The following is a 23,593-nucleotide window of genomic DNA, read 5'->3' as shown; positions in this document are numbered from 1 at the left end:
CGGAAGGGGAGTGAAAGAGATCCTGAAACCGTGTGCCTACAAATAGTCAGAGCCCGTTAACGGGTGATGGCGTGCCTTTTGTAGAATGAACCGGCGAGTTACGATCCCGTGCGAGGTTAAGCTGAAGAGGCGGAGCCGCAGCGAAAGCGAGTCTGAATAGGGCGTTTAGTACGTGGTCGTAGACCCGAAACCAGGTGATCTACCCATGTCCAGGGTGAAGTTCAGGTAACACTGAATGGAGGCCCGAACCCACGCACGTTGAAAAGTGCGGGGATGAGGTGTGGGTAGCGGAGAAATTCCAATCGAACCTGGAGATAGCTGGTTCTCCCCGAAATAGCTTTAGGGCTAGCCTTAAGTGTAAGAGTCTTGGAGGTAGAGCACTGATTGGACTAGGGGTCCTCATCGGATTACCGAATTCAGTCAAACTCCGAATGCCAATGACTTATCCTTAGGAGTCAGACTGCGAGTGATAAGATCCGTAGTCAAAAGGGAAACAGCCCAGACCGCCAGCTAAGGTCCCAAAGTGTGTATTAAGTGGAAAAGGATGTGGAGTTGCTTAGACAACTAGGATGTTGGCTTAGAAGCAGCCACCATTTAAAGAGTGCGTAATAGCTCACTAGTCGAGTGACTCTGCGCCGAAAATGTACCGGGGCTAAATACACCACCGAAGCTGCGGATTGATACCAATGGTATCAGTGGTAGGGGAGCGTTCTAAGGACAGTGAAGTCAGACCGGAAGGACTGGTGGAGTGCTTAGAAGTGAGAATGCCGGTATGAGTAGCGAAAGACGGGTGAGAATCCCGTCCACCGAATGCCTAAGGTTTCCTGAGGAAGGCTCGTCCGCTCAGGGTTAGTCAGGACCTAAGCCGAGGCCGACAGGCGTAGGCGATGGACAACAGGTTGATATTCCTGTACCACCTCTTTATCGTTTGAGCAATGGAGGGACGCAGAAGGATAGAAGAAGCGTGCGATTGGTTGTGCACGTCCAAGCAGTTAGGCTGATAAGTAGGCAAATCCGCTTATCGTGAAGGCTGAGCTGTGATGGGGAAGCTCCTTATGGAGCGAAGTCTTTGATTCCCCGCTGCCAAGAAAAGCTTCTAGCGAGATAAAAGGTGCCTGTACCGCAAACCGACACAGGTAGGCGAGGAGAGAATCCTAAGGTGTGCGAGAGAACTCTGGTTAAGGAACTCGGCAAAATGACCCCGTAACTTCGGGAGAAGGGGTGCTTTCTTAACGGAAAGCCGCAGTGAATAGGCCCAAGCGACTGTTTAGCAAAAACACAGCTCTCTGCGAAGCCGTAAGGCGAAGTATAGGGGGTGACACCTGCCCGGTGCTGGAAGGTTAAGGAGAGGGGTTAGCGTAAGCGAAGCTCTGAACTGAAGCCCCAGTAAACGGCGGCCGTAACTATAACGGTCCTAAGGTAGCGAAATTCCTTGTCGGGTAAGTTCCGACCCGCACGAAAGGTGTAACGATTTGGGCACTGTCTCAACCAGAGACTCGGTGAAATTATAGTACCTGTGAAGATGCAGGTTACCCGCGACAGGACGGAAAGACCCCGTGGAGCTTTACTGTAGCCTGATATTGAATTTTGGTACAGTTTGTACAGGATAGGCGGGAGCCATTGAAACCGGAGCGCTAGCTTCGGTGGAGGCGCTGGTGGGATACCGCCCTGACTGTATTGAAATTCTAACCTACGGGTCTTATCGACCCGGGAGACAGTGTCAGGTGGGCAGTTTGACTGGGGCGGTCGCCTCCTAAAGTGTAACGGAGGCGCCCAAAGGTTCCCTCAGAATGGTTGGAAATCATTCGTAGAGTGCAAAGGCATAAGGGAGCTTGACTGCGAGACCTACAAGTCGAGCAGGGACGAAAGTCGGGCTTAGTGATCCGGTGGTTCCGCATGGAAGGGCCATCGCTCAACGGATAAAAGCTACCCCGGGGATAACAGGCTTATCTCCCCCAAGAGTCCACATCGACGGGGAGGTTTGGCACCTCGATGTCGGCTCATCGCATCCTGGGGCTGTAGTCGGTCCCAAGGGTTGGGCTGTTCGCCCATTAAAGCGGTACGCGAGCTGGGTTCAGAACGTCGTGAGACAGTTCGGTCCCTATCCGTCGTGGGCGTAGGAAATTTGAGAGGAGCTGTCCTTAGTACGAGAGGACCGGGATGGACGCACCGCTGGTGTACCAGTTGTTCTGCCAAGGGCATAGCTGGGTAGCTATGTGCGGAAGGGATAAGTGCTGAAAGCATCTAAGCATGAAGCCCCCCTCAAGATGAGATTTCCCATAGCGTAAGCTAGTAAGATCCCTGAAAGATGATCAGGTTGATAGGTTCGAGGTGGAAGCATGGTGACATGTGGAGCTGACGAATACTAATAGATCGAGGACTTAACCATATAATATGTAGCAAATGTTATCTAGTTTTGAAGGAATATGCCTTCATAGTTTGGTGATGATGGCAGAGAGGTCACACCCGTTCCCATACCGAACACGGAAGTTAAGCTCTCTAGCGCCGATGGTAGTTGGGACCTTGTCCCTGTGAGAGTAGGACGTCGCCAAGCAAAAACCTAAGTCATTTTGACTTAGGTTTTTTTGTGTTTATTTTTATTTTTATTTTTATTTACCGAATGTTATAATCCATAAATTTAATAAAGCTACAGACGAAAAAAGAATGAAATAGAGACTCTTTAAAATAATAGTAATGATTGTTTGTGTTCCTGATTTTCCTAATGTTGCTAAAGTAATACTTAAAATAGGACACATTATTTCTATCATAAGTATATATTTTAAATAATGAGATGCTATAAATAAGTATTTAATAATTACAGAAATTACTGCAATAGAGAAAAATAAATAGGATAATAGCATAGTTCTTTCTTTAACAGTTATCCTCTTTAGAAATTAAATCGTTATAATAATACAAGAGTGTATATATTTTGATTTAAAACATACTGAAGTGCTATTTAAACGATAAATACATAAAATAATTCTCTAGAAATATATATTCTAATTCCCTTTTCTTCTTGTATATAGTTGCAATTCTTCTTTTGAATATAACTAAAACACGAACGTTATTGACTACTAATAAAAAAACATTCGATTATTTATTGACATTGTTTATGAAATATTGTTAATATAGCCATAGAAACAATAATATAAGACCTCATATAATCGCGGGGATATGGCCTGCAAGTCTCTACCTAACGACCGTTATTCGTTAGACTATGAGGGAAAGTCACTCGGTATTTTTCTATTCACAAGGGATACGTATGCCTGAGTAGAGCGCTTTCTCTCATAGTAAAAGAGAAACTGTTCTATTTCAGGCTTTTTTTATTTGAATCGGGGGGATTCTAATATGAAATCACTAGTTGGAGTCATAATGGGAAGTACGTCAGACTGGGAAACAATGAAATATGCTTGTGACATTTTAGATGAATTAAATATACCGTATGAGAAAAAAGTTGTATCCGCTCATCGGACTCCGGATTATATGTTTGAATATGCAGAGACGGCTCGTGAACGTGGATTGAAAGTTATTATTGCTGGAGCTGGTGGAGCAGCACATTTACCAGGAATGGTTGCAGCGAAGACAAATCTTCCTGTAATTGGAGTTCCAGTTCAATCAAAAGCATTAAACGGCTTAGATTCATTATTATCCATCGTCCAAATGCCAGGAGGTGTTCCAGTTGCAACTGTTGCAATTGGTAAAGCCGGTTCAACGAATGCTGGATTACTTGCCGCACAAATACTTGGATCATTCCATGATGATATACATGATGCATTAGAATTGAGACGAGAAGCGATTGAAAAAGATGTGCGTGAAGGTAGTGAGCTAGTATGACGAGAATCATTTTACCTGGAAAAACAATTGGCATTATTGGAGGCGGCCAGCTAGGAAGAATGATGGCATTGGCAGCTAAGGAGATGGGATATAAAATTGCTGTTTTAGATCCTACAAAGCATTCGCCATGTGCACAAGTTGCTGATATTGAAATTGTTGCACCATATGCTGATTTAAAAGCAATTCAGCATTTAGCAGAGATAAGTGATGTTGTCACATATGAATTTGAGAATATTGATTATAGATGTTTACAATGGCTTGAAAAACATGCGTACTTACCACAAGGTAGTCAGTTGTTAAATACAACGCAAAATCGTTTTACAGAAAAGAATGCGATTGAGAAGGCTGGGTTACCAGTAGCAACGTATAGATTAGTTCAAAATCAAGATCAGCTTACAGAAGCAATTGCTGAGTTATCATTCCCTTCCGTCTTAAAAACGACGACAGGTGGATATGATGGGAAAGGACAAGTTGTTTTAAGAAGTGAAGCTGATGTTGAGACAGCAAGAAATCTTGTGGATAAAGCAGAATGTATTTTAGAGAAATGGGTGCCTTTTGAAAAAGAAGTATCAGTTATTGTGATTCGTAGTGTAAGTGGTGAAACAAAAGTGTTTCCAGTAGCAGAAAATATTCATGTAAATAACATTTTACATGAATCTATCGTTCCAGCTCGCATTACAGAAGAGCTTTCTCAAAAAGCAATTGCTTATGCAAAGGTACTTGCGGATGAATTAGAACTTGTGGGAACACTAGCTGTAGAGATGTTTGCTACAGATAATGGTGAGATTTATATTAATGAATTAGCGCCAAGACCTCACAATTCAGGACACTATACACAGGATGCATGTGAGACGAGTCAATTTGGTCAACATATTCGAGCAATCTGTAATTTACCTCTAGGAGAAACAAATTTGTTAAAACCAGTTGTCATGGTAAACATTTTAGGCGAACATATAGAAGGGGTCCTAAGACAAGTGAATAGATTAACCGGGTGCTATTTACACTTGTATGGAAAAGAAGAAGCAAAAGCACAGCGAAAAATGGGGCATGTTAATATTTTAAATGATAATATTGAAGTCGCTCTAGAAAAAGCGAAGAGTTTGCATATTTGGGACCATCAAGAACAACTGTTGGAGGGAAAAAGATGATTAGTCGTTATACACGCCCAGAAATGGGTGCAATTTGGACGGAAGAGAACAAATTTAAAGCATGGTTAGAAGTTGAGATTTTAGCTTGTGAAGCATGGGCTGAGCTTGGCGATATTCCAAAAGAAGATGTTAAGAAAATTCGTGAGCATGCATCATTTGATATTGATCGTATTTATGAAATTGAAAAAGAAACACGTCATGACGTAGTTGCATTCACTCGTGCTGTATCCGAAACGCCAGCATTAGGTGAGGAACGTAAATGGGTTCATTACGGTTTAACATCTACAGACGTAGTAGATACAGCGTTATCTTACATTTTAAAACAAGCGAATGAAATCATATTAAAAGACTTAGAAAACTTTGTAAGCATTTTAGCTAACAAAGCGAAAGAGCATAAATACACAATCATGATGGGAAGAACACATGGTGTTCATGCAGAACCAACAACATTTGGTTTAAAACTTGGTCTTTGGTATGAAGAAATGAAACGTAACGTAGAGCGTTTCAAACAAGCTGCTGATACAGTTCGTGTTGGTAAACTATCTGGTGCGGTTGGTACATATGCAAATATCGATCCATTCGTAGAAAAATATGTTTGTGAAAACTTAGGATTAGAAGCAGCACCAATTTCAACACAAACATTGCAACGTGATCGTCACGCACACTACATGTCAACACTTGCACTAATTGCAACATCTATCGAAAAGATGGCAGTTGAGATTCGTGGTTTACAAAAGAGTGAAACACGTGAAGTTGAAGAAGCTTTCGCAAAAGGTCAAAAAGGTTCTTCTGCAATGCCACATAAACGTAATCCAATTGGTTCTGAAAATATGACTGGTTTAGCTCGTGTTATCCGCGGTTATATGATGACAGCTTACGAAAATGTTCCATTATGGCATGAGCGTGACATTTCTCACTCTTCGGCAGAACGTGTAATTTTACCAGATGCTACAATCGCATTAAATTACATGTTAAATCGCTTTGGTAATATTGTTAAAAACTTAACTGTATACCCAGAGAATATGAAACGTAATATGACAAGAACATACGGCTTAATTTATTCTCAGCGCGTAATGCTTACACTAATCGACAAAGGTATGGTACGTGAAGAAGCTTATGATATTGTACAGCCTAAAGCGATGGAAGCTTGGGAAACACAAGTACAATTTAAAGAGCTTGTAGAAGCTGATGAGCGTATTACAAGCAAGTTAACGCAAGAAGAGATTAATGAATGCTTCAACTATGAGCATCATATGCAACACGTTGATACAATCTTTGAACGCCTTGGATTAAACGAAGCGTAAAATTTCATATGGCACAGAATAGAGTCATTCTGTGCCATTCTTTATAAAAATATTATTCACATTTTTCAAACTACAGGGGGCTTGCGAAATGCAAAAGCTAGAATTGCTGTATGAAGGTAAGGCAAAAAGAATTTATCGTACAGAATCAGCAGATATGGTTTGGGTAGAGTACAAAGATAGTGCGACTGCTTTCAATGGGGAGAAAAAAGAGACGATTACAGGAAAAGGTCGTTTGAACAATGAAATTACAACTTTATTGTTCAGAAAGTTACAAGAAGTGGGAATTAAAACACATTTTGTTGAGAAGTTATCTGAAACAGAACAACTTGTTAAAAAAGTGAGTATTATTCCTTTAGAAGTTGTCACAAGAAATGTAATTGCAGGAAGTCTTTCAAAACGATTAGGAATGGAAGAGGGAACTGTACTTGCAGAACCAATCGTAGAATTTTACTTCAAAGATGATGATTTAGGAGATCCGCTTGTAACGGAAGATCATATTCGTGTATTAAACGTTGCATCGCCAGAGCAAGTAAGTGTATTACGAGATATGGCTCTACAAATCAATCAAGTGTTGATTGATCATTTCGCAAGCTGTCGTGTAAGATTAGTAGATTTCAAATTAGAGTTTGGTGTAACGGAAGAAGGAGAAATCATTTTAGCGGATGAAATTTCACCGGATACTTGCCGTTTATGGGATGAAACGAGCAATGAAAAGTTTGATAAAGACGTATTCCGTCGCGATCTTGGAAATTTAACAGATGCTTATGAAGAGATTTTAAAACGTTTAGGGGGAATTTCACATGTATAAAGTTAAGGTATATGTAACATTAAGAGAAAGCGTATTAGATCCACAAGGAACAGCAGTAAAAGGAGCACTTCATAGTCTTTCATTCACAGAAGTACAAGATGTTCGAATCGGAAAGTACATGGAACTAACAATTGATAAATCTGTATCTGATTTAGATAGCAAGGTAAAGGAAATGTGTGAAAAACTATTAGCGAACGTTGTAATGGAAGACTTCCGTTATGAAGTTGAGGAGGTTGTCGCACAGTGAAATTTGCCGTAATAGTATTTCCGGGTTCGAACTGTGATGTCGATATGTTCCATGCAATTAAAGATGAGCTTGGCGAAGAAGTAGATTACGTTTGGCACGATACAGAGAATTTAGATGAATATGATGCAATTCTACTACCAGGTGGATTTTCTTATGGTGACTACTTACGCTGCGGTGCTATCTCTCGCTTTGCTAATGCAATGAAAGCAGTGCAAAAAGCTGCTGAGCAAGGAAAGCCGATTTTAGGTGTATGTAATGGATTCCAGATTCTTGTTGAATCAGGATTACTACCAGGAGCGTTAATGAGAAACGAAAACTTAAAATTTATGTGTCGCACTGTTCAGTTGCGTGTTGAAAATAATGAAACGATGTTTACATCACAATATGGAAAAGATGAAGTAATTAATATTCCAATCGCGCATGGTGAGGGGAATTACTATTGTGATGAAGCGACGCTTAAACAATTAGAAGAGAACAATCAAATCGCATTCCGTTACGTAGAAAACCCTAACGGTAGCGTTTCAGATATTGCTGGTATTGTAAATGAAAAAGGAAATGTACTTGGTATGATGCCACACCCAGAGCGTGCGGTAGATGAATTACTTGGCGGTGCTGAAGGGTTAAAAGTCTTTCAATCTATCTTAAAACAGTGGAGGGAAACATATGTCGTTAATGCTTGAACCAAATCCAACACAAATTAAAGAAGAGCGTATATATGCGGAAATGGGGCTAACAGACGAAGAGTTTGCCATGGTTGAAAAGATTTTAGGTCGTCTGCCAAATTATACAGAAACAGGGTTGTTCTCTGTAATGTGGTCTGAACATTGTAGTTATAAAAATTCGAAACCAGTTCTTCGTAAGTTTCCAACTACAGGTGAGCGCGTTCTACAAGGGCCTGGGGAAGGTGCTGGAATTGTAGATATCGGTGATAATCAAGCAGTTGTATTTAAAATGGAAAGTCATAACCATCCTTCAGCTATTGAACCATATCAAGGAGCTGCAACAGGTGTTGGTGGTATTATTCGTGACGTATTCTCTATGGGAGCACGTCCGGTAGCTCTATTAAACTCACTTCGTTTCGGTGAATTACAGTCACCACGTGTGAAATATTTATTCGAAGAAGTAGTAGCAGGAATTGCAGGATACGGTAACTGCATCGGTATTCCGACTGTTGGCGGCGAAGTACAATTTGATCCATGTTATGAAGGAAATCCACTTGTAAATGCAATGTGCGTAGGTTTGATTAACCACGAAGACATTAAAAAAGGGCAAGCGCACGGTGCTGGTAACACAGTAATGTACGTAGGAGCATCAACTGGTCGTGACGGTATTCACGGTGCAACATTCGCGTCGGAAGAACTATCTGAAAGCTCAGAAGCGAAACGTCCAGCGGTTCAAGTAGGGGATCCATTTATGGAAAAACTTCTTATTGAAGCGTGTTTAGAATTAATTCAATCCGATGCACTTGTTGGAATTCAAGATATGGGTGCGGCTGGTTTAACATCATCTTCTGCAGAAATGGCAAGTAAAGCAGGAATGGGTATTGAAATGTACTTAGATGATGTACCACAGCGTGAAACAGGAATGACACCATATGAAATGATGCTATCTGAATCACAAGAGCGTATGTTAATTGTCGTGAAAAAAGGTAGAGAACAAGAAATAGTAGATTTATTTGAGAAGTATGGTCTTGCAGCGGTTACGATGGGGAAAGTAACGGAAGATAAAATGCTTCGTTTATTCCATAAAGGTGAAAAGGTAGCTGAAGTTCCAGCAGATGCTTTAGCAGAAGAAGCACCAATTTATCATAAGCCATCAAAAGAAGCAGCATACTTTGCTGAATTCCAAGCAATGAAAATGGAAACGCCAAAAGTAGAAAATTATAAAGAAACGTTATTCGCTTTATTACAGCAACCAACAATTGCAAGTAAAGAGTGGGTATACGATCAATACGATTACCAAGTTCGCACAAGCACAGTTGTTACGCCAGGTTCAGATGCTGCAGTTGTACGTGTACGCGGTACAGAAAAAGGATTAGCAATGACGACAGATTGTAACTCTCGCTACATTTATCTAGACCCAGAGATGGGCGGTAAAATTGCAGTAGCAGAGGCAGCGCGTAATATCGTATGTTCTGGAGGAGAGCCACTTGCAATTACAGATTGCTTAAACTTCGGTAACCCAGAAAAACCAGAAATCTTCTGGCAGATTGAGAAATCAGTAGACGGTATGAGTGAAGCTTGTCGCACATTACAAACACCAGTTATCGGCGGAAACGTATCGATGTATAACGAGCGTAGTGGTGAAGCTGTATATCCAACACCAACTGTTGGGATGGTCGGACTTGTGCATGACTTAAAACATGTAACAACACAAGAGTTTAAGCAAGCTGGTGATTTAGTGTATGTAATTGGTGAGACGAAAGCTGAGTTTGGCGGAAGTGAATTACAGAAAATGATTCACGGCAAAATTTTCGGTCAATCACCAAGTATCGATTTAGATGTAGAATTAAAACGCCAAAAACAAGTATTAGAAGCAATTCAAGCTGGTCTTGTTCAATCTGCACATGATGTTGCTGAAGGTGGTTTAGCAGTTGCGATTTCAGAAAGTGCAATTGGTGCTAAAGGCTTAGGTGCTACTGTGAAATTAGATGGAGAAGCAACAGCAGCATTATTCGCTGAATCACAGTCTCGCTTCGTGATAACTGTAAAACGTGAAAATAAAGAGGCGTTTGAGAAAGCAGTAGAAGCAATCCAAGTTGGAGAAGTAACAAGTACAAATGAAGTAACAATTCATAATGAAGAAAATGAAGTATTACTTACAGCAAATGTAGATGAAATGAGAAAGGCTTGGAAAGGGGCAATCCCATGCTTGCTGAAATAAAGGGGTTAAACGAAGAATGTGGCGTTTTCGGAATTTGGGGGCATGAAAATGCAGCACAAGTTTCATACTACGGATTGCACAGTTTACAGCACCGTGGGCAAGAAGGCGCAGGCATTGTCGTAAATAATGGGGAAAAAATCGTCGGTCACAAGGGGTTAGGTTTAATATCAGAAGTGTTTTCAAGAGGTGAGCTAGAAGGATTAAATGGAAAATCAGCAATCGGACATGTACGATATGCAACAGCTGGTGGAAGTGAAGTTGCTAACGTTCAACCATTGTTGTTCCGTTTTTCCGATCATAGTATGGCGTTAGCTCATAACGGAAATTTAATTAACGCAAAAATGCTTCGTCGTGAATTAGAAGCAGAGGGCAGTATTTTTCAAACTAGTTCAGATACAGAAGTACTTTTACATCTTATTAAACGTAGCACGAAAGATTCTTTAATTGAAAGTGTAAAAGAGGCTTTAAATAAAGTGAAAGGTGCGTTTGCGTATCTTTTACTAACTGGAAATGAAATGATCGTTGCATTAGATCCGAATGGGTTCCGTCCGCTTTCAATTGGAAAGATGGGGGATGCTTACGTTGTAGCGTCAGAAACATGTGCTTTTGATGTAGTAGGTGCAACATACATTCGTGATGTAGAACCGGGTGAATTACTTATCATTAATGATGAAGGAATTCACGTAGATCGTTTCACAAACGATGTAGAACATGCAATTTGTAGTATGGAATATATTTACTTTGCACGACCAGATTCTAATATTGCAGGCGTTAATGTTCATGCAGCACGTAAGAATATGGGCAAACGTTTAGCGGCAGAAGCTCCTATTGAAGCAGATGTTGTTACTGGTGTACCAGACTCTAGTATTTCAGCTGCGATTGGCTATGCGGAGGCGACAGGTATTCCATATGAGTTAGGATTAATTAAAAATCGTTACGTTGGACGTACGTTTATTCAACCTTCTCAAGAACTGCGCGAGCAAGGGGTTAAGATGAAGCTTTCCGCAGTAAGAGGTGTAGTTGAAGGGAAACGAGTTGTTATGATTGATGACTCTATCGTAAGAGGAACGACAAGTAAACGAATTGTTCGTATGCTTCGTGAGGCTGGAGCGACAGAAGTTCACGTAAGAATTGCTTCACCACCTCTGAAATATCCATGTTTCTATGGCATTGATATTCAAACGAGAAAAGAATTAATTGCAGCAAATCATACAGTAGAAGAAATCCGTGAAATGATCGGAGCAGATTCTTTAACATTTTTAAGCGAAGATGGATTAGTAGATGCAATTGGACGTCCATATGAAGGGAAATATGGTGGCCTATGCATGGCTTACTTTAATGGGGACTATCCAACAGCTCTTTATGATTATGAGCAAGAGCTTTTAGAAAGTATGAAATAAGAAAAGTGAAACAAGCTTCTACTTCTTTTGATGTAGAAGCTAGCTCCTTTCTTAAAATAGCCCGCCCTGGATGGGGAGAAATTAAAAGACGAGGTGTAAATAACGATGGCGAATGCATATAAGCAAGCAGGAGTAGATATTGAAGCTGGATATGAAGCGGTATCTCGCATGAAAAAACACGTACAAACAACTATGAGAAAAGAAGTACTAGGCGGTTTAGGCGGTTTTGGAGGTATGTTTGATCTATCAAAATTTGCATTAGAAGAACCTGTATTAGTATCTGGAACAGATGGCGTGGGAACGAAATTGATGCTCGCTTTTATGGCAGATAAACATGACACAATTGGTATTGATGCAGTAGCAATGTGTGTAAATGATATTGTTGTCCAAGGAGCAGAGCCGCTTTTCTTCCTTGATTATATTGCTTGTGGTAAAGCTGAACCTAGTAAAATTGAAAACATCGTCAAAGGTATATCAGAGGGCTGTCGCCAAGCTGGTTGTGCATTAATCGGTGGAGAAACAGCTGAAATGCCAGGAATGTATTCTACGGAAGAATATGATTTAGCTGGTTTTACAGTTGGGATTGTTGATAAAAAGAAAATTGTAACAGGTGAAAAGATTGAAGCTGGTCACGTGCTAATTGGCTTAGCATCTAGCGGTATTCATAGCAATGGTTACTCTTTAGTACGAAAAGTGTTATTAGAAGATGGGGAACTATCTTTAGAGCGTATTTATGGCCGCTTAGAACTACCTCTTGGTGAAGAATTATTAAAACCAACGAAAATTTATGTCAAACCTATTTTAGAACTATTGAAGAAACATGAAGTATACGGTATGGCGCATATTACAGGTGGTGGATTTATTGAAAATATTCCACGCATGTTGCCAGAAGGAATCGGTGCTGAGATTGAACTAGGATCTTGGGAAATTCAGCCGATCTTTAGTTTGCTTCAAGAAGTTGGAAAACTGGAAGAGAAAGAAATGTTCAATATTTTTAACATGGGTATTGGTATGGTAGTAGCAGTGAAGGAAGAAGATGCAAAAGATGTTGTTCGTCTTCTTGAAGAGCAAGGAGAAATGGCTCGTATTATTGGACGTACTATACAAGGAGCTGGCGTTACTTTTAATGGGGGCACAGCACTATGAGTAGATTAGCAGTTTTTGCTTCTGGAAGTGGATCTAACTTTCAATCTCTCGTTAATGCGGTAGAAGAAAAAAGATTGGGTGCAGAAATTAGTTTATTAGTATGTGATAAACCAGAAGCACGAGCTGTTGGACGGGCAAATTATCATCATATTCCGTGTTTTGCTTTTTCAGCGAAAGCATATGAGTCAAAAGAAGCGTTTGAAAAAGAGATATTAAAGAAGCTAGAAGAATATGAAATTGATTATGTTATTTTAGCTGGATATATGCGTTTAATCGGGCCGACGTTACTAGAAGCATATGGCGGGAAGATTATTAATATTCATCCATCATTACTACCGAGCTTTCCGGGTAAAGATGCTGTCGGTCAAGCGTTAGAAGCAGGTGTGAAAGTAACTGGAGTAACAATTCATTATGTAGATGCAGGTATGGATACAGGGCCAATTATTGCACAAGAAGCAGTGGTTGTTTCTGAAGGGGATACGAGAGAAAGCTTACAAAAGAAAATTCAACAAGTTGAACATAAATTATACGTAAATACAGTGAATCAAATTGTTCAGTCTGTGAAAGAATCAACTGTTAACTAACATACAACCAGGGGTGAAGGATAAATGAAAAAGCGTGCATTAGTAAGTGTTTCAGATAAGACAGGAGTAGTAGAATTTGTTAAAGGGTTACTAGAACAAGGGATTGAAGTTATTTCAACAGGTGGTACGAAAAAGTTACTAGAAGAAAATGGCTTACAAGTAATCGGCATTTCTGAAGTAACTGGTTTCCCTGAAATTATGGATGGCCGTGTGAAAACATTACATCCAAATATTCATGGTGGTCTATTAGCAGTTCGTGATAATGAAACACATGTAACACAAATGAATGAGTTAGGTATAGAGCCAATTGACTTTGTTGTTGTTAACTTATACCCATTTAAAGAAACAATCGCTAAGCCTGATGTAACATTTGCTGATGCAATTGAAAATATTGATATCGGTGGCCCGACAATGATTCGCTCTGCTGCGAAAAATCATAAATTTGTATCGGTAATTGTAGATCCAGTAGATTACGATGTTGTATTAGCAGAACTGAAAGAAGACGGTGAAGTAAAAGAAGAAACGAAACGTAAATTAGCAGCGAAAGTATTCCGTCATACAGCGGCATATGATGCGTTAATCTCTAACTACTTAACAGAGCAAATGGGTGAAGAAAGTCCAGAAACATTAACTGTGACATTTGAGAAAAAGCAAGACTTACGTTATGGCGAGAACCCACATCAAAAAGCAACTTTCTATAAAGCGCCATTCGCAGCAACTTCTTCTGTTGCATACGCAGAACAATTACACGGTAAGGAATTATCGTATAACAATATTAATGATGCAGACGCAGCGCTTAGCATCGTAAAAGAATTTACAGAACCAGCAGTAGTAGCAGTAAAACATATGAATCCATGTGGTGTTGGAGTAGGAACTAATATTCACGAAGCATATACTCGTGCTTATGAAGCAGATCCAGTATCAATCTTCGGCGGTATTATCGCAGCAAATCGTGAAATTGATAAAGCTACAGCAGAAAAGTTACATGAAATTTTCTTAGAAATTGTTATCGCACCTTCGTTCTCACAAGAAGCTTTAGAGGTGTTGCAAAGTAAGAAGAACTTACGTTTATTAACTATAAATATTGAAAAAGCGACAAGTGCAAGCAAAAAACTAACTTCTATACAAGGTGGACTTCTTGTTCAAGAGGAAGATACGTTATCATTAGATGAAAGTACAATTTCAATTCCAACGAAACGTGAACCTTCAGAGCAAGAATGGAAAGATTTAAAACTAGCTTGGAAAGTTGTAAAACATGTGAAATCAAACGCAATTGTTTTAGCGAAAGATGATATGACAATTGGTGTTGGTGCGGGACAGATGAACCGTGTAGGTTCTGCAAAAATCGCAATTACACAAGCTGGTGAAAAAGCACAAGGTAGCGCGCTTGCATCTGATGCTTTCTTCCCAATGCCAGATACATTAGAAGAAGCAGCAAAAGCAGGAATTACAGCAATCATTCAACCGGGCGGATCAATCCGTGATGAAGATTCTATTAAAGTGGCAGATACTTATGGGATTGCTATGGTGTTCACTGGCGTACGTCATTTCAAACACTAATAGAGGATGTTTAAAAAGTCCGGTTAAGATAACCTTCGCATGTCGTCGTTGCATCGCCAGTGCGGTACTCATGTAGGAAAGCTACACTCCGTGTCCTCCTGGCAAATGCGCCTAGACCTGCTCGTTTCTCTTAATCCTCTTTTTTAAACCTTTATTGATATGGATGTTTAAAAAGTCCGGTTAAGATAACCTTCGCATGTCGTCGTTGCATCGCCAGTGCGGTACTCATGTAGGAAAGCTACACTCCGTGTCCTCCTGGCAAATGCGCCTAGACCTGCTCGGTTTTCTTAATCCTCCTTTTTAAACCTTTATTGATATGGATGTTTAAAAAGTCCGGTCGAGATAACCTTTTATTGATATGAAAAAGCAAACTAGGAGCATAGCTTCTAGTTTGTACTTATTTAATTATTGGGGGATGAAATATGAATGTTTTAGTAATTGGCCGCGGTGGGCGTGAGCATGCTTTAGCTTGGAAGTTTGCACAATCTGAAAAAGTAGAAAAGGTATATGTAGCACCAGGTAATGAAGGTATGAGAGATGTTGCAACACCAGTTGATATTGATGAAAATGATTTTGATGCATTAGTTTTATTTGCAAAAGAGAATAATGTTGAGTTAACTTTCGTTGGACCAGAAATTCCGCTTATGAATGGAATTGTTGATCGTTTTAAAGAAGAGGGACTTCGCGTATTTGGCCCGAATAAAGCGGCTGCTGTTATTGAAGGTAGTAAAGCTTTTACAAAAGAGCTTATGAAAAAGTATGATATTCCAACTGCGGCGTACGAAACTTTTACAGATTATGAAGAAGCAGTACAGTACATTCAAAAAGTTGGTGCACCAATCGTTATTAAAGCTGACGGCCTAGCTGCGGGTAAAGGGGTAACGGTAGCAATGACGCTTGAAGAGGCATTACAAGCTGTGAAAGAAATGCTACAAGATGTGAAATTCGGCGCGGCAAGTAAGAAGATCGTTATTGAAGAGTTTTTAGATGGACAAGAATTTTCATTAATGGCATTCGTGAATGGAACAACTGTACATCCAATGGTAATCGCCCAAGATCATAAAAGAGCTTTTGATGGTGATAAAGGTCCAAATACGGGCGGAATGGGTGCATATTCTCCAGTACCACAAATTCCAGAATCAGCAGTTCAAGAAGCGATTCAAACCGTATTGCATCCAACTGCTAAGGCGATGATTGAAGAAAACCGTTCGTTTACAGGTATTTTATACGCAGGTCTTATTTTAACAAATGATGGTCCGAAGGTAATTGAATTTAATGCACGCTTCGGCGATCCTGAAACAGAAGTTGTATTACCTCGATTAGAAAACGATTTAGTTGATGTATGTAACGCTGTATTAGATGAAAGTGAACTAACGTTACAATGGTCAGAAGAAGCGGTAATCGGTGTTGTACTTGCTTCTAAAGGATATCCAGAAGCATATAAAAAAGGTGATATTATTAGCGGACTAGATGCACTGCAAGATGTGATTGTTTTCCATGCAGGTACAGCAATGAAACATGGGGACTTTGTAACGAACGGTGGCCGTGTATTATTTGTTGCTTGTAAGGCAAATAGTTTACAAGAAGCAAAAGATAAAGTATATAAAGAAATCGGTAAAATTGAGAGTGATGGTCTATTTTATCGAAGTGATATAGGATATCGTGCAATTGGGCATGAGATGACGAAAAGTTAATATGTAAAAATCCCGCTGAGGAATCAGCGGGATTTTTTATGCATCTTTATCTTTTTTTAATTTCCCTTTTTGCTTTGCCATTTCTCGAAGTAAATACTCGATGTGTGCATTGACGCTACGAAATTCATCATTTGCCCATTTTTCGATGACTGCGTGTAATTCAGGATCAATACGTAATGGAAAGCTTTTCTTTTTAGCCATAATTACTTATAGCCCTTAGTATAGGCTTCCTGTATTAATAACTGGTTGCGCACCTTTATCTGAAACGATGGCAACTAATAAGTTGTTTACCATATTTGCTTTACGCTCGTCATCGAGTTCTAGTACGCCTTCTTCATCTAACATATGGATGGAATCTTTCGCCATCTTCACAGCACCTTCAACAATTTCTTTTCTAGCAGCTAATACTGCTTTTGCTTGCTGGCGTTGTAGCATTGCATGGGCAATTTCTGTTGCGTAAGCTAAGTGCGTTAAACGAGTTTCTAATACTTCTACACCAGCAATTTCAAGACGCGCCTCTAACTCACGTTTTAATTCCTCAGAGATTTCTTCAGTATTTCCGCGTAACGTAACGCAGGTTTCATCTTGGAAATTGTCATAAGGATATTTTGTAGCAACATGGCGGATTGCCGTTTCGCTTTGAATTTCTACAAATCGATCATAATGTTCAACACCAAACATTGCTTTTGCAGAATCAACAACTTTATATACGATAACAGCTGCAATTTCAATTGGATTTCCATCAACGTCATTTACTTTTAATTTTTTACTGTTAAAGTTTTCAACACGTAAAGATACAGTTTGACGGAATGCGAACGGAATCGTTAAAAATAAACCGTTTTGACGAATTGTTCCTAAATAATTACCGAAGAACGTAATAACCTTCGCTTGATTCGGTTGAACAATACCGATACCTGTAGCGAGAACTGCGGCTAATATAATAGTTAGTGCCGCTCCTATGAAAATTTCTTTTGCAAGGAAAAATACACCGATAGCAGCTAAAATCAAAATTCCAATAATACCGAGAAAACCATTTACATAAAATACTTGTTTTTCTTTCATATGATCGCCTCCTGATATAAAAATGATATCACTTTTATATCATTTTAAGCAAGAGGTATGCACCTAATTTTCTGAATTTTATTGATTGATATCTTTTATATACATTTTAAGGTCGAAAAAGAGAATGTACGTTCTGTTTTATGGTAAAATAAAGAAGACTTAACCGCCCACTGCAGCAGCTAAGTCCCTTTGAGAGCATCTTGCATCGTGACAAATGATTCAAAGCGGTTTTGCCAGGATTATATTTTCAATCGCTGACTCAATCTCTTTGTCAGAAGCGTCATAACTTCCTTTTGACTTTGGTTTGTCATGAGTGGAAGTTTGATTCACTTCTTCTTTAGCATGTCCTTTTTCAGCAAAATTCATGCTAGGAATTTTAAATGCCCCCATATTCATGTATTTTCCGAATTTCCACATTTCAACAACAGGGCAGAAACGAACAATTCCTTCTGCAACTTTCATTGCACCAATCCATAGAAAAATGTTAGACCAAGTGCACCACGGCTTGCGTACAAGTTTAGTTGCACTACATCCGAAGAGGACAAGCCCAAGTGTAATTCGAATTAGAGCGTTTATTGTCCCGATATTTTGCTTCATTAGAAAAACACTCCTTTTTATGAAAGTTGAAATAGATAATACTATTTCTTTTATTAGTATCCCGTTTGATTTTTGGGATATGTAATCCAACATTTGACGTGGAAAAAGATGTTGGAATGTGCGTGTGTGTAAGTAACTTTTTTTGTTATAATGAAAGAATGCATAAAAGGAACTTCAAAATTAAATCCTCTAGTTTAAAAAATATGGAAGAGGTAATTCCAAACTTAATTCTCCGTTTTAAACAAATATTTAAGATGAAGTTAAAACAATAATGATGAAAATAAACTGTTATTTTGAACAGAAATATATATAACTAGAGAAAAGGAAGGGTGTTTTCATGTACGATATTTCCGGATGGAAACATGTATTTAAGCTTGATCCAAATAAGGAGTTAAGCGATGAACATTTAGAAATGATTTGTGAGTCTGGAACTGATGCGGTTATTGTAGGCGGAAGTGATGGAGTTACAATTGATAACGTATTACACATGCTAGTTAGCATTCGTAGATATGCAGTTCCTTGTGTATTAGAGGTTTCTGATGTAGAAGCAATTACACCAGGATTTGATTTTTATTACATCCCAAGTGTTTTAAATAGCCGAAAAGTAGAATGGGTAACAGGTGTTCATCATGAGGCATTGAAAGAATTTGGGGATATTATGGACTGGGACGAAATTTTTATGGAAGGGTATTGTGTTTTAAATCCAGAAGCGAAAGTAGCCCAGCTTACAGAAGCGAAATGTGATGTAACAGAAGATGACGTTATTGCATATGCTCGTTTAGCAGACAAGCTATTACGTTTACCGATATTTTATTTAGAATATAGCGGTACGTATGGAGATGTTGAACTTGTTAAAAATGTAAAAGCAGAATTGAAACAAGCTAAGTTATATTATGGCGGTGGTATTTCTAATGCAGAACAGGCGAAAGACATGGCACAATATGCTGATACAGTAGTTGTTGGAAATATTATTTATGATGATATAAAATCGGCGTTAAAAACAGTTAAAGCAGTAAAAGGAGAGTAGGTGCAGGCGTATATGAGTATGACAGATAGATTATTAAACGGTTTAAATCCACAGCAACAAAAAGCAGTCCAAACAACGAATGGACCACTTCTATTAATGGCAGGTGCAGGTAGTGGTAAGACACGTGTGTTAACACATCGTATTGCGTATTTACTTGGTGAAAAAGGTGTAGCACCATGGAATGTACTAGCTATTACCTTCACAAATAAAGCAGCTCGTGAAATGCGTGAGCGTATTGATACACTTGTGGGACCAGAAGCAGAAGATATTTGGATTTCGACGTTCCACTCTATGTGTGTACGTATTTTACGACGGGATATCGATCGTATTGGTATTAATCGTAACTTTACAATCTTAGATTCAGGCGATCAGCTAACTGTAGTCAAAAAAATTATGAAAGAGCGCAATATTGATCCGAAGAAATTTGAGCCGCGCTCTATTTTAGCGGGTATTAGTAATGCGAAAAATGAACTGTTATCTGCGGATAAATATGCAAAAAAAATTACAATGGCTGATCCATATGAAAAATTGACGAGCGATGTATACACAGAGTATCAAAAACGTCTTTTGAAAAATAATTCATTAGACTTTGATGATTTAATTATGACCACGATTCAGTTATTTGAACGTGTTCCAGAAGTATTAGAGTTTTATCAGCGTAAGTTCCAATATATTCACGTTGATGAGTATCAAGATACGAACAAAGCGCAATATCTTCTTGTTAAACATTTGGCAGCGCGTTTTAAAAATCTTTGCGTTGTAGGTGACTCTGACCAGTCTATTTATCGCTGGCGTGGTGCAGATATTTCTAACATTTTGTCGTTCGAAAAAGACTATGAGAATGCACAAGTAATTTTGTTAGAACAAAACTATCGTTCGTCACAAAATATTTTAAATGCAGCGAATGCTGTTATTGAAAAAAATACGAATCGTAAGCCGAAGAAATTATGGACAGACAATCAAGTTGGAAGTAAAATCTCGTATTATCGTGCTGCAACTGAAAAGGACGAAGCGTATTTTGTTGCGAAAAAAATTCGTGACGATATTCAAATGGGGAAACGAAAATATACTGATTTTGCAGTGTTATATCGTACGAATGCTCAGTCTCGTATGGTCGAGGAGATTTTCCTTAAATCTAACATTCCGTACAAAATTGTCGGGGGTACGAAGTTCTACGATCGTAAAGAGATTAAAGATATTTTGGCGTACTTACGTTTAATCGGTAATCCAGATGATGAAATTAGTTTTGCACGTATTATTAACATGCCAAAGCGTGGTATTGGTGCGACTTCTATCGATAAAATTATTAATTACGGTGTGCAAAACGGAATTTCATTAACTGCTGTATTTGATGAAATTGAGCATGTTGGAGTAAGTGCAAAAATTACAAAGGCAGTAAAAGAATTTGCGAATTTATTAAATAACTGGGTAAATATGCAAGAGTATTTATCTGTTACAGAATTAGTAGAAGAAGTTATTGAAAAAACAGGCTATCGCGATATGTTGAAAAATGAACGTTCTTTAGAAGCGGAAGGTCGTTTAGAAAACTTAGACGAGTTCTTATCTGTTACGCAAACATTTGAATCTCAAAGCGAAGATAAGAGCCTTGTTGCATTCTTAACAGATTTAGCACTTGTTGCTGATATTGATCGTGTAGATGAAGACCCAACTGCTGGTGAAGAAGTTATTTTAATGACGATGCACTCAGCGAAAGGATTAGAGTTCCCGGTTGTCTTTATTGTTGGCTTAGAGGAAGGGATATTCCCTCATACTCGTTCTCTTATGGAAGAGGATGAAATGCAAGAAGAACGTCGTCTTGCTTATGTAGGTATTACCCGTGCAGAAGAAGAGCTATATTTATCTAACGCGCAAATGCGTACTTTATTTGGTAGAACAAGTATGAACGCTGCGTCTCGATTCATTACAGAAATCCCGACAGAACTAGTGGAATCATTAAATGAAACAGCGCCAAAGCGTGAAACATCGTTTGGTGCAAAAGGCAGAACGGCAAGTAGCGGCAAAACGACAATCACAACGACAACACGCTCTCGTTCAGCTTTCGCGCGCCCTGCAGCTAAGACGACAGGCGGCGAACAAATTGGCTGGGCAGTAGGAGATAAAGCTTCCCACCAAAAATGGGGAGTCGGTACAGTTGTAAGTGTAAAAGGTGAAGGTGATGCAAAAGAATTAGATATTGCATTCCCAAGCCCAATTGGTGTTAAACGTTTGTTAGCAAAATTTGCACCTGTGACGAAACAATAGAAAGGAATGAGGATATGTCAAAAGAGATAGCAAAAAAACGTATAGAAGAACTGCGTGATTTATTAAATACATTTAACTATCAATATCACGTATTAGACAATCCTTCTGTTTCTGATGCGGAATATGACCGTAATATGCAGGAGCTTATAAAATTAGAAGCAGAGAACCCAGAGTTTATGAGTGAAGATTCTCCCTCCGTGCGCGTTGGGGGGACTGTTCTTGATATATTTGAAAAAGTAACACATAAGTCACCAATGTTAAGTTTAGGAAATGCATTTAACGAAGGAGATTTACGTGATTTCGACAGAAGAGTACGTCAAGGAATTGATGGTGCGAATGTAAGATATATATGTGAATTAAAAATTGACGGGCTTGCCGTTTCGCTTCATTATGAAAAAGGACGCTTCATTCAAGGGGCGACACGTGGTGATGGTGTAACGGGTGAAGATATTACTCAAAATTTAAAAACGATTAAAGCTATCCCACTTCGTTTAAATGAAGAAGTAACGTTAGAAGCACGAGGCGAAGCTTATATGCCGAAGCGTTCATTCGTTAAACTAAATGAAGAAAAAGAGCAAAATGGAGAAGATGTATTTGCGAATCCGCGTAATGCAGCAGCAGGTTCAATACGTCAACTTGATCCGAAAATTGCAGCGAAGCGTAACTTATCTATGTTTGTGTATGGTCTTGCGAATGTAGAAGAAAAAACAATTCCATCACATAGTGAATCGCTTGATTTCTTAGGTGAACTTGGATTTAAGACAAATCCAAATCGCCGTACATGTGAAACAATTGAAGAAGTTATAGCTTATGTAGAAGAATGGCAAGAAAAACGTCCGCATCTTGATTATGAGATTGATGGAATCGTTATAAAAGTAGATGATGTTGCCCTTCAAGAAAGTCTAGGAACTACAGCGAAGAGTCCAAGATGGGCGATTGCTTATAAATTCCCGGCTGAAGAAGTTGTAACGAGATTAACAGGCATTGAATTAAGTGTTGGCCGAACAGGAGTTGTAACACCGACTGCAGAACTAGAGCCAGTGAGAGTTGCTGGTACGATTGTTCGTCGTGCTTCTTTACATAACGAAGATTTAATTCGTGAAAAAGACATTCGAATTGGTGACTACGTTGTTGTGAAGAAGGCTGGAGATATTATTCCTGAAGTTGTGAACGTTATTTTTGATAAGCGTACTGGTGAGGAAGAAGAATACCGCATGCCAACTCATTGTCCAGCATGTGAGAGTGAACTTGTTCGTTTAGAAGAAGAAGTAGCACTTCGTTGTATAAATCCAACTTGTCCTGCTCAAATTCGAGAAGGGTTAATCCATTTCGTTTCAAGAAATGCAATGAATATTGATGGACTTGGAGAACGTGTCATTACACAACTCTTTGATGCTGATTACATTCGTACATTTGCTGATTTATATGCATTGACGAAAGAGCAATTATTACAGTTAGAACGTTTTGGTGAAAAATCAGCAACAAACTTAATACAAGCAATTGAAAATTCTAAAGAAAACTCGTTAGAGCGATTATTATTTGGTCTTGGAATTCGCCACGTTGGAGCGAAAGCAGCACGTACATTTGCAGAGCACTTTGAAACGATGGATGAGCTTGTAAAAGCAACGGAAGAAGAACTAAAAGCAATTAATGAAATTGGCGAAAAAATGGCTCAATCTGTTGTGACATATTTTGATAATGAAGATGTATTAGAGTTATTACAGCAGTTTAAAGAGTATGGCGTGAATATGACATACAAAGGTATAAAAATTGCAGATTTACAAAATGTTGAATCTTACTTCGCAGGAAAAACGGTTGTTTTAACAGGTAAGCTAGAAGTTATGGGGCGAAGTGAAGCGAAGAAGAAGATTGAGGCATTAGGTGGAAAAGTAACGGGAAGTGTTAGTAAGAGTACGGATTTAGTTGTTGCAGGTGAAGCGGCTGGTTCAAAATTAGCACAAGCGGAGAAACATAATGTTGAGGTTTGGAATGAAGAGAGGTTCTTACAAGAGCTAAATAAGTAAGAGGTGCAAACTT

At 39.1% G+C, this 23,593-nt stretch carries 19 protein-coding genes, 2 rRNA genes and 1 riboswitch (1 of these 22 only partly in view); of the genes, 17 read left to right on the top strand and 4 right to left on the bottom strand.

Features of this window, described 5'->3' with window-relative positions; all coding sequences use genetic code 11:
• Both MKY38_RS20640 and rrf read left to right on the top strand, forming a co-directional pair.
• Positions 1–2,389: ribosomal RNA gene (locus tag MKY38_RS20640) — 23S ribosomal RNA — on the top strand (it extends 533 nt beyond the left edge of the window).
• 49 nt (positions 2,390–2,438) lie between these two features.
• Positions 2,439–2,554, top strand: a 5S ribosomal RNA gene (gene rrf, locus MKY38_RS20635).
• 55 nt (positions 2,555–2,609) lie between these two features.
• Here the strand turns inward: rrf and MKY38_RS20630 are convergent.
• Entirely contained in the window at positions 2,610–2,861 is a 252-nt protein-coding gene (locus MKY38_RS20630) for a hypothetical protein (RefSeq protein WP_065224751.1), read from the bottom strand.
• 275 nt (positions 2,862–3,136) lie between these two features.
• Positions 3,137–3,238, top strand: a riboswitch (purine riboswitch).
• A gap of 110 nt (positions 3,239–3,348) precedes the next feature.
• On the opposite strand from MKY38_RS20630, the gene purE reads away from it, so the two are divergent.
• From purE to purD, 12 genes are all read left to right on the top strand, one after another.
• A complete protein-coding gene (gene purE / locus MKY38_RS20625; protein ID WP_000839367.1) occupies positions 3,349–3,834 on the top strand; it encodes a 5-(carboxyamino)imidazole ribonucleotide mutase in 486 nt (161 codons plus the stop codon).
• Positions 3,831–4,982, top strand: coding sequence for a 5-(carboxyamino)imidazole ribonucleotide synthase (gene purK / locus MKY38_RS20620; RefSeq protein WP_065224752.1), 1,152 nt, complete (start codon positions 3,831–3,833; stop codon positions 4,980–4,982). Before purE ends, purK begins: the two co-directional genes overlap by 4 nt.
• Positions 4,979–6,286, top strand: coding sequence for an adenylosuccinate lyase (purB, locus tag MKY38_RS20615; RefSeq protein ID WP_000625682.1), 1,308 nt, complete (start codon positions 4,979–4,981; stop codon positions 6,284–6,286). The genes purK and purB overlap by 4 nt, the downstream gene beginning before the upstream one ends.
• A gap of 88 nt (positions 6,287–6,374) precedes the next feature.
• Positions 6,375–7,094, top strand: coding sequence for a phosphoribosylaminoimidazolesuccinocarboxamide synthase (gene purC, locus MKY38_RS20610; protein WP_001170544.1), 720 nt, complete (start codon positions 6,375–6,377; stop codon positions 7,092–7,094).
• On the top strand, positions 7,087–7,341 hold the full coding sequence (purS, locus tag MKY38_RS20605) for a phosphoribosylformylglycinamidine synthase subunit PurS (protein WP_000278823.1): 255 nt from the start codon (positions 7,087–7,089) through the stop codon (positions 7,339–7,341). Before purC ends, purS begins: the two co-directional genes overlap by 8 nt.
• Entirely contained in the window at positions 7,338–8,021 is a 684-nt protein-coding gene (gene purQ, locus MKY38_RS20600; protein ID WP_000666787.1) for a phosphoribosylformylglycinamidine synthase subunit PurQ, read from the top strand. Before purS ends, purQ begins: the two co-directional genes overlap by 4 nt.
• Positions 8,005–10,224, top strand: coding sequence for a phosphoribosylformylglycinamidine synthase II (gene purL, locus MKY38_RS20595; RefSeq protein ID WP_000055562.1), 2,220 nt, complete (start codon positions 8,005–8,007; stop codon positions 10,222–10,224). The genes purQ and purL overlap by 17 nt, the downstream gene beginning before the upstream one ends.
• Positions 10,209–11,624: an amidophosphoribosyltransferase gene (purF, locus tag MKY38_RS20590; protein ID WP_000879025.1), complete on the top strand. Its 1,416-nt coding sequence runs from the start codon at positions 10,209–10,211 to the stop codon at positions 11,622–11,624. Before purL ends, purF begins: the two co-directional genes overlap by 16 nt.
• Before the next feature lie 105 nt (positions 11,625–11,729).
• Positions 11,730–12,770 carry a phosphoribosylformylglycinamidine cyclo-ligase gene (purM, locus tag MKY38_RS20585; protein WP_001262439.1) on the top strand — a complete coding sequence of 347 codons (1,041 nt, stop codon included), beginning with the start codon at positions 11,730–11,732 and terminating at the stop codon, positions 12,768–12,770.
• On the top strand, positions 12,767–13,354 hold the full coding sequence (purN, locus tag MKY38_RS20580) for a phosphoribosylglycinamide formyltransferase (RefSeq protein WP_000088596.1): 588 nt from the start codon (positions 12,767–12,769) through the stop codon (positions 13,352–13,354). The genes purM and purN overlap by 4 nt, the downstream gene beginning before the upstream one ends.
• A 24-nt stretch (positions 13,355–13,378) precedes the next feature.
• Positions 13,379–14,914 (top strand): bifunctional phosphoribosylaminoimidazolecarboxamide formyltransferase/IMP cyclohydrolase, encoded by a 1,536-nt coding sequence (purH, locus tag MKY38_RS20575; protein WP_000745436.1) that lies wholly within the window; start codon positions 13,379–13,381, stop codon positions 14,912–14,914.
• 422 nt (positions 14,915–15,336) lie between these two features.
• Complete coding sequence (gene purD, locus MKY38_RS20570; RefSeq protein WP_065224755.1) at positions 15,337–16,608, top strand: phosphoribosylamine--glycine ligase; 1,272 nt, start codon at positions 15,337–15,339, stop codon at positions 16,606–16,608.
• Positions 16,609–16,644: 36 nt separating this feature from the next.
• Here purD and MKY38_RS20565 read toward each other — a convergent pair whose 3' ends face one another.
• The 3 genes from MKY38_RS20565 to MKY38_RS20555 form a co-directional block, all read right to left on the bottom strand.
• Complete coding sequence (locus MKY38_RS20565; protein WP_001085171.1) at positions 16,645–16,809, bottom strand: toxin-antitoxin system HicB family antitoxin; 165 nt, start codon at positions 16,807–16,809, stop codon at positions 16,645–16,647.
• Between the two features lie 15 nt (positions 16,810–16,824).
• The gene (locus MKY38_RS20560; RefSeq protein WP_065224756.1) at positions 16,825–17,670 is read right to left on the bottom strand and encodes an SPFH domain-containing protein; all 846 of its coding nucleotides are present in this window, start codon (positions 17,668–17,670) and stop codon (positions 16,825–16,827) included.
• Positions 17,671–17,889: 219 nt separating this feature from the next.
• Complete coding sequence (locus MKY38_RS20555; RefSeq protein WP_098771829.1) at positions 17,890–18,267, bottom strand: YgaP family membrane protein; 378 nt, start codon at positions 18,265–18,267, stop codon at positions 17,890–17,892.
• Between the two features lie 337 nt (positions 18,268–18,604).
• On the opposite strand from MKY38_RS20555, the gene MKY38_RS20550 reads away from it, so the two are divergent.
• The 3 genes from MKY38_RS20550 to ligA are packed head-to-tail and all read left to right on the top strand — an operon-like array spanning position 18,605 to position 23,580.
• The gene (locus MKY38_RS20550) at positions 18,605–19,294 is read left to right on the top strand and encodes a heptaprenylglyceryl phosphate synthase (RefSeq protein ID WP_070179637.1); all 690 of its coding nucleotides are present in this window, start codon (positions 18,605–18,607) and stop codon (positions 19,292–19,294) included.
• A 12-nt stretch (positions 19,295–19,306) separates the two neighbouring features.
• A complete protein-coding gene (gene pcrA / locus MKY38_RS20545) occupies positions 19,307–21,556 on the top strand; it encodes a DNA helicase PcrA (protein WP_002164784.1) in 2,250 nt (749 codons plus the stop codon).
• A 14-nt stretch (positions 21,557–21,570) separates the two neighbouring features.
• Positions 21,571–23,580 (top strand): NAD-dependent DNA ligase LigA, encoded by a 2,010-nt coding sequence (gene ligA, locus MKY38_RS20540; protein WP_000031450.1) that lies wholly within the window; start codon positions 21,571–21,573, stop codon positions 23,578–23,580.
• Positions 23,581–23,593: the final 13 nt, after the last annotated feature.

The sequence above is a fragment of the Bacillus sp. FSL R5-0585 genome (genome assembly GCF_038004545.1).
GTDB classification, from domain to species: Bacteria; Bacillota; Bacilli; order Bacillales; family Bacillaceae_G; genus Bacillus_A; species Bacillus_A cereus.
The sequence above is the reverse complement of the archived record's forward strand: the minus strand, read 5'-3'. Positions and strand labels throughout refer to the sequence as shown.

What these genes read in the sequence shown, in the direction of transcription:
- MKY38_RS20630 (WP_065224751.1), bottom strand. Translation starts at nt 2,861, where the DNA reads ATGCTATTATCCTATTTATTTTTCTCTATTGCAGTAATTTCTGTAATT.
- purE (WP_000839367.1), top strand. Translation starts at nt 3,349, where the DNA reads ATGAAATCACTAGTTGGAGTCATAATGGGAAGTACGTCAGACTGGGAA.
- purK (WP_065224752.1), top strand. Translation starts at nt 3,831, where the DNA reads ATGACGAGAATCATTTTACCTGGAAAAACAATTGGCATTATTGGAGGC.
- purB (WP_000625682.1), top strand. Translation starts at nt 4,979, where the DNA reads ATGATTAGTCGTTATACACGCCCAGAAATGGGTGCAATTTGGACGGAA.
- purC (WP_001170544.1), top strand. Translation starts at nt 6,375, where the DNA reads ATGCAAAAGCTAGAATTGCTGTATGAAGGTAAGGCAAAAAGAATTTAT.
- purS (WP_000278823.1), top strand. Translation starts at nt 7,087, where the DNA reads ATGTATAAAGTTAAGGTATATGTAACATTAAGAGAAAGCGTATTAGAT.
- purL (WP_000055562.1), top strand. Translation starts at nt 8,005, where the DNA reads ATGTCGTTAATGCTTGAACCAAATCCAACACAAATTAAAGAAGAGCGT.
- purF (WP_000879025.1), top strand. Translation starts at nt 10,209, where the DNA reads ATGCTTGCTGAAATAAAGGGGTTAAACGAAGAATGTGGCGTTTTCGGA.
- purM (WP_001262439.1), top strand. Translation starts at nt 11,730, where the DNA reads ATGGCGAATGCATATAAGCAAGCAGGAGTAGATATTGAAGCTGGATAT.
- purN (WP_000088596.1), top strand. Translation starts at nt 12,767, where the DNA reads ATGAGTAGATTAGCAGTTTTTGCTTCTGGAAGTGGATCTAACTTTCAA.
- purH (WP_000745436.1), top strand. Translation starts at nt 13,379, where the DNA reads ATGAAAAAGCGTGCATTAGTAAGTGTTTCAGATAAGACAGGAGTAGTA.
- purD (WP_065224755.1), top strand. Translation starts at nt 15,337, where the DNA reads ATGAATGTTTTAGTAATTGGCCGCGGTGGGCGTGAGCATGCTTTAGCT.
- MKY38_RS20565 (WP_001085171.1), bottom strand. Translation starts at nt 16,809, where the DNA reads ATGGCTAAAAAGAAAAGCTTTCCATTACGTATTGATCCTGAATTACAC.
- MKY38_RS20560 (WP_065224756.1), bottom strand. Translation starts at nt 17,670, where the DNA reads ATGAAAGAAAAACAAGTATTTTATGTAAATGGTTTTCTCGGTATTATT.
- MKY38_RS20555 (WP_098771829.1), bottom strand. Translation starts at nt 18,267, where the DNA reads ATGAAGCAAAATATCGGGACAATAAACGCTCTAATTCGAATTACACTT.
- MKY38_RS20550 (WP_070179637.1), top strand. Translation starts at nt 18,605, where the DNA reads ATGTACGATATTTCCGGATGGAAACATGTATTTAAGCTTGATCCAAAT.
- pcrA (WP_002164784.1), top strand. Translation starts at nt 19,307, where the DNA reads ATGAGTATGACAGATAGATTATTAAACGGTTTAAATCCACAGCAACAA.
- ligA (WP_000031450.1), top strand. Translation starts at nt 21,571, where the DNA reads ATGTCAAAAGAGATAGCAAAAAAACGTATAGAAGAACTGCGTGATTTA.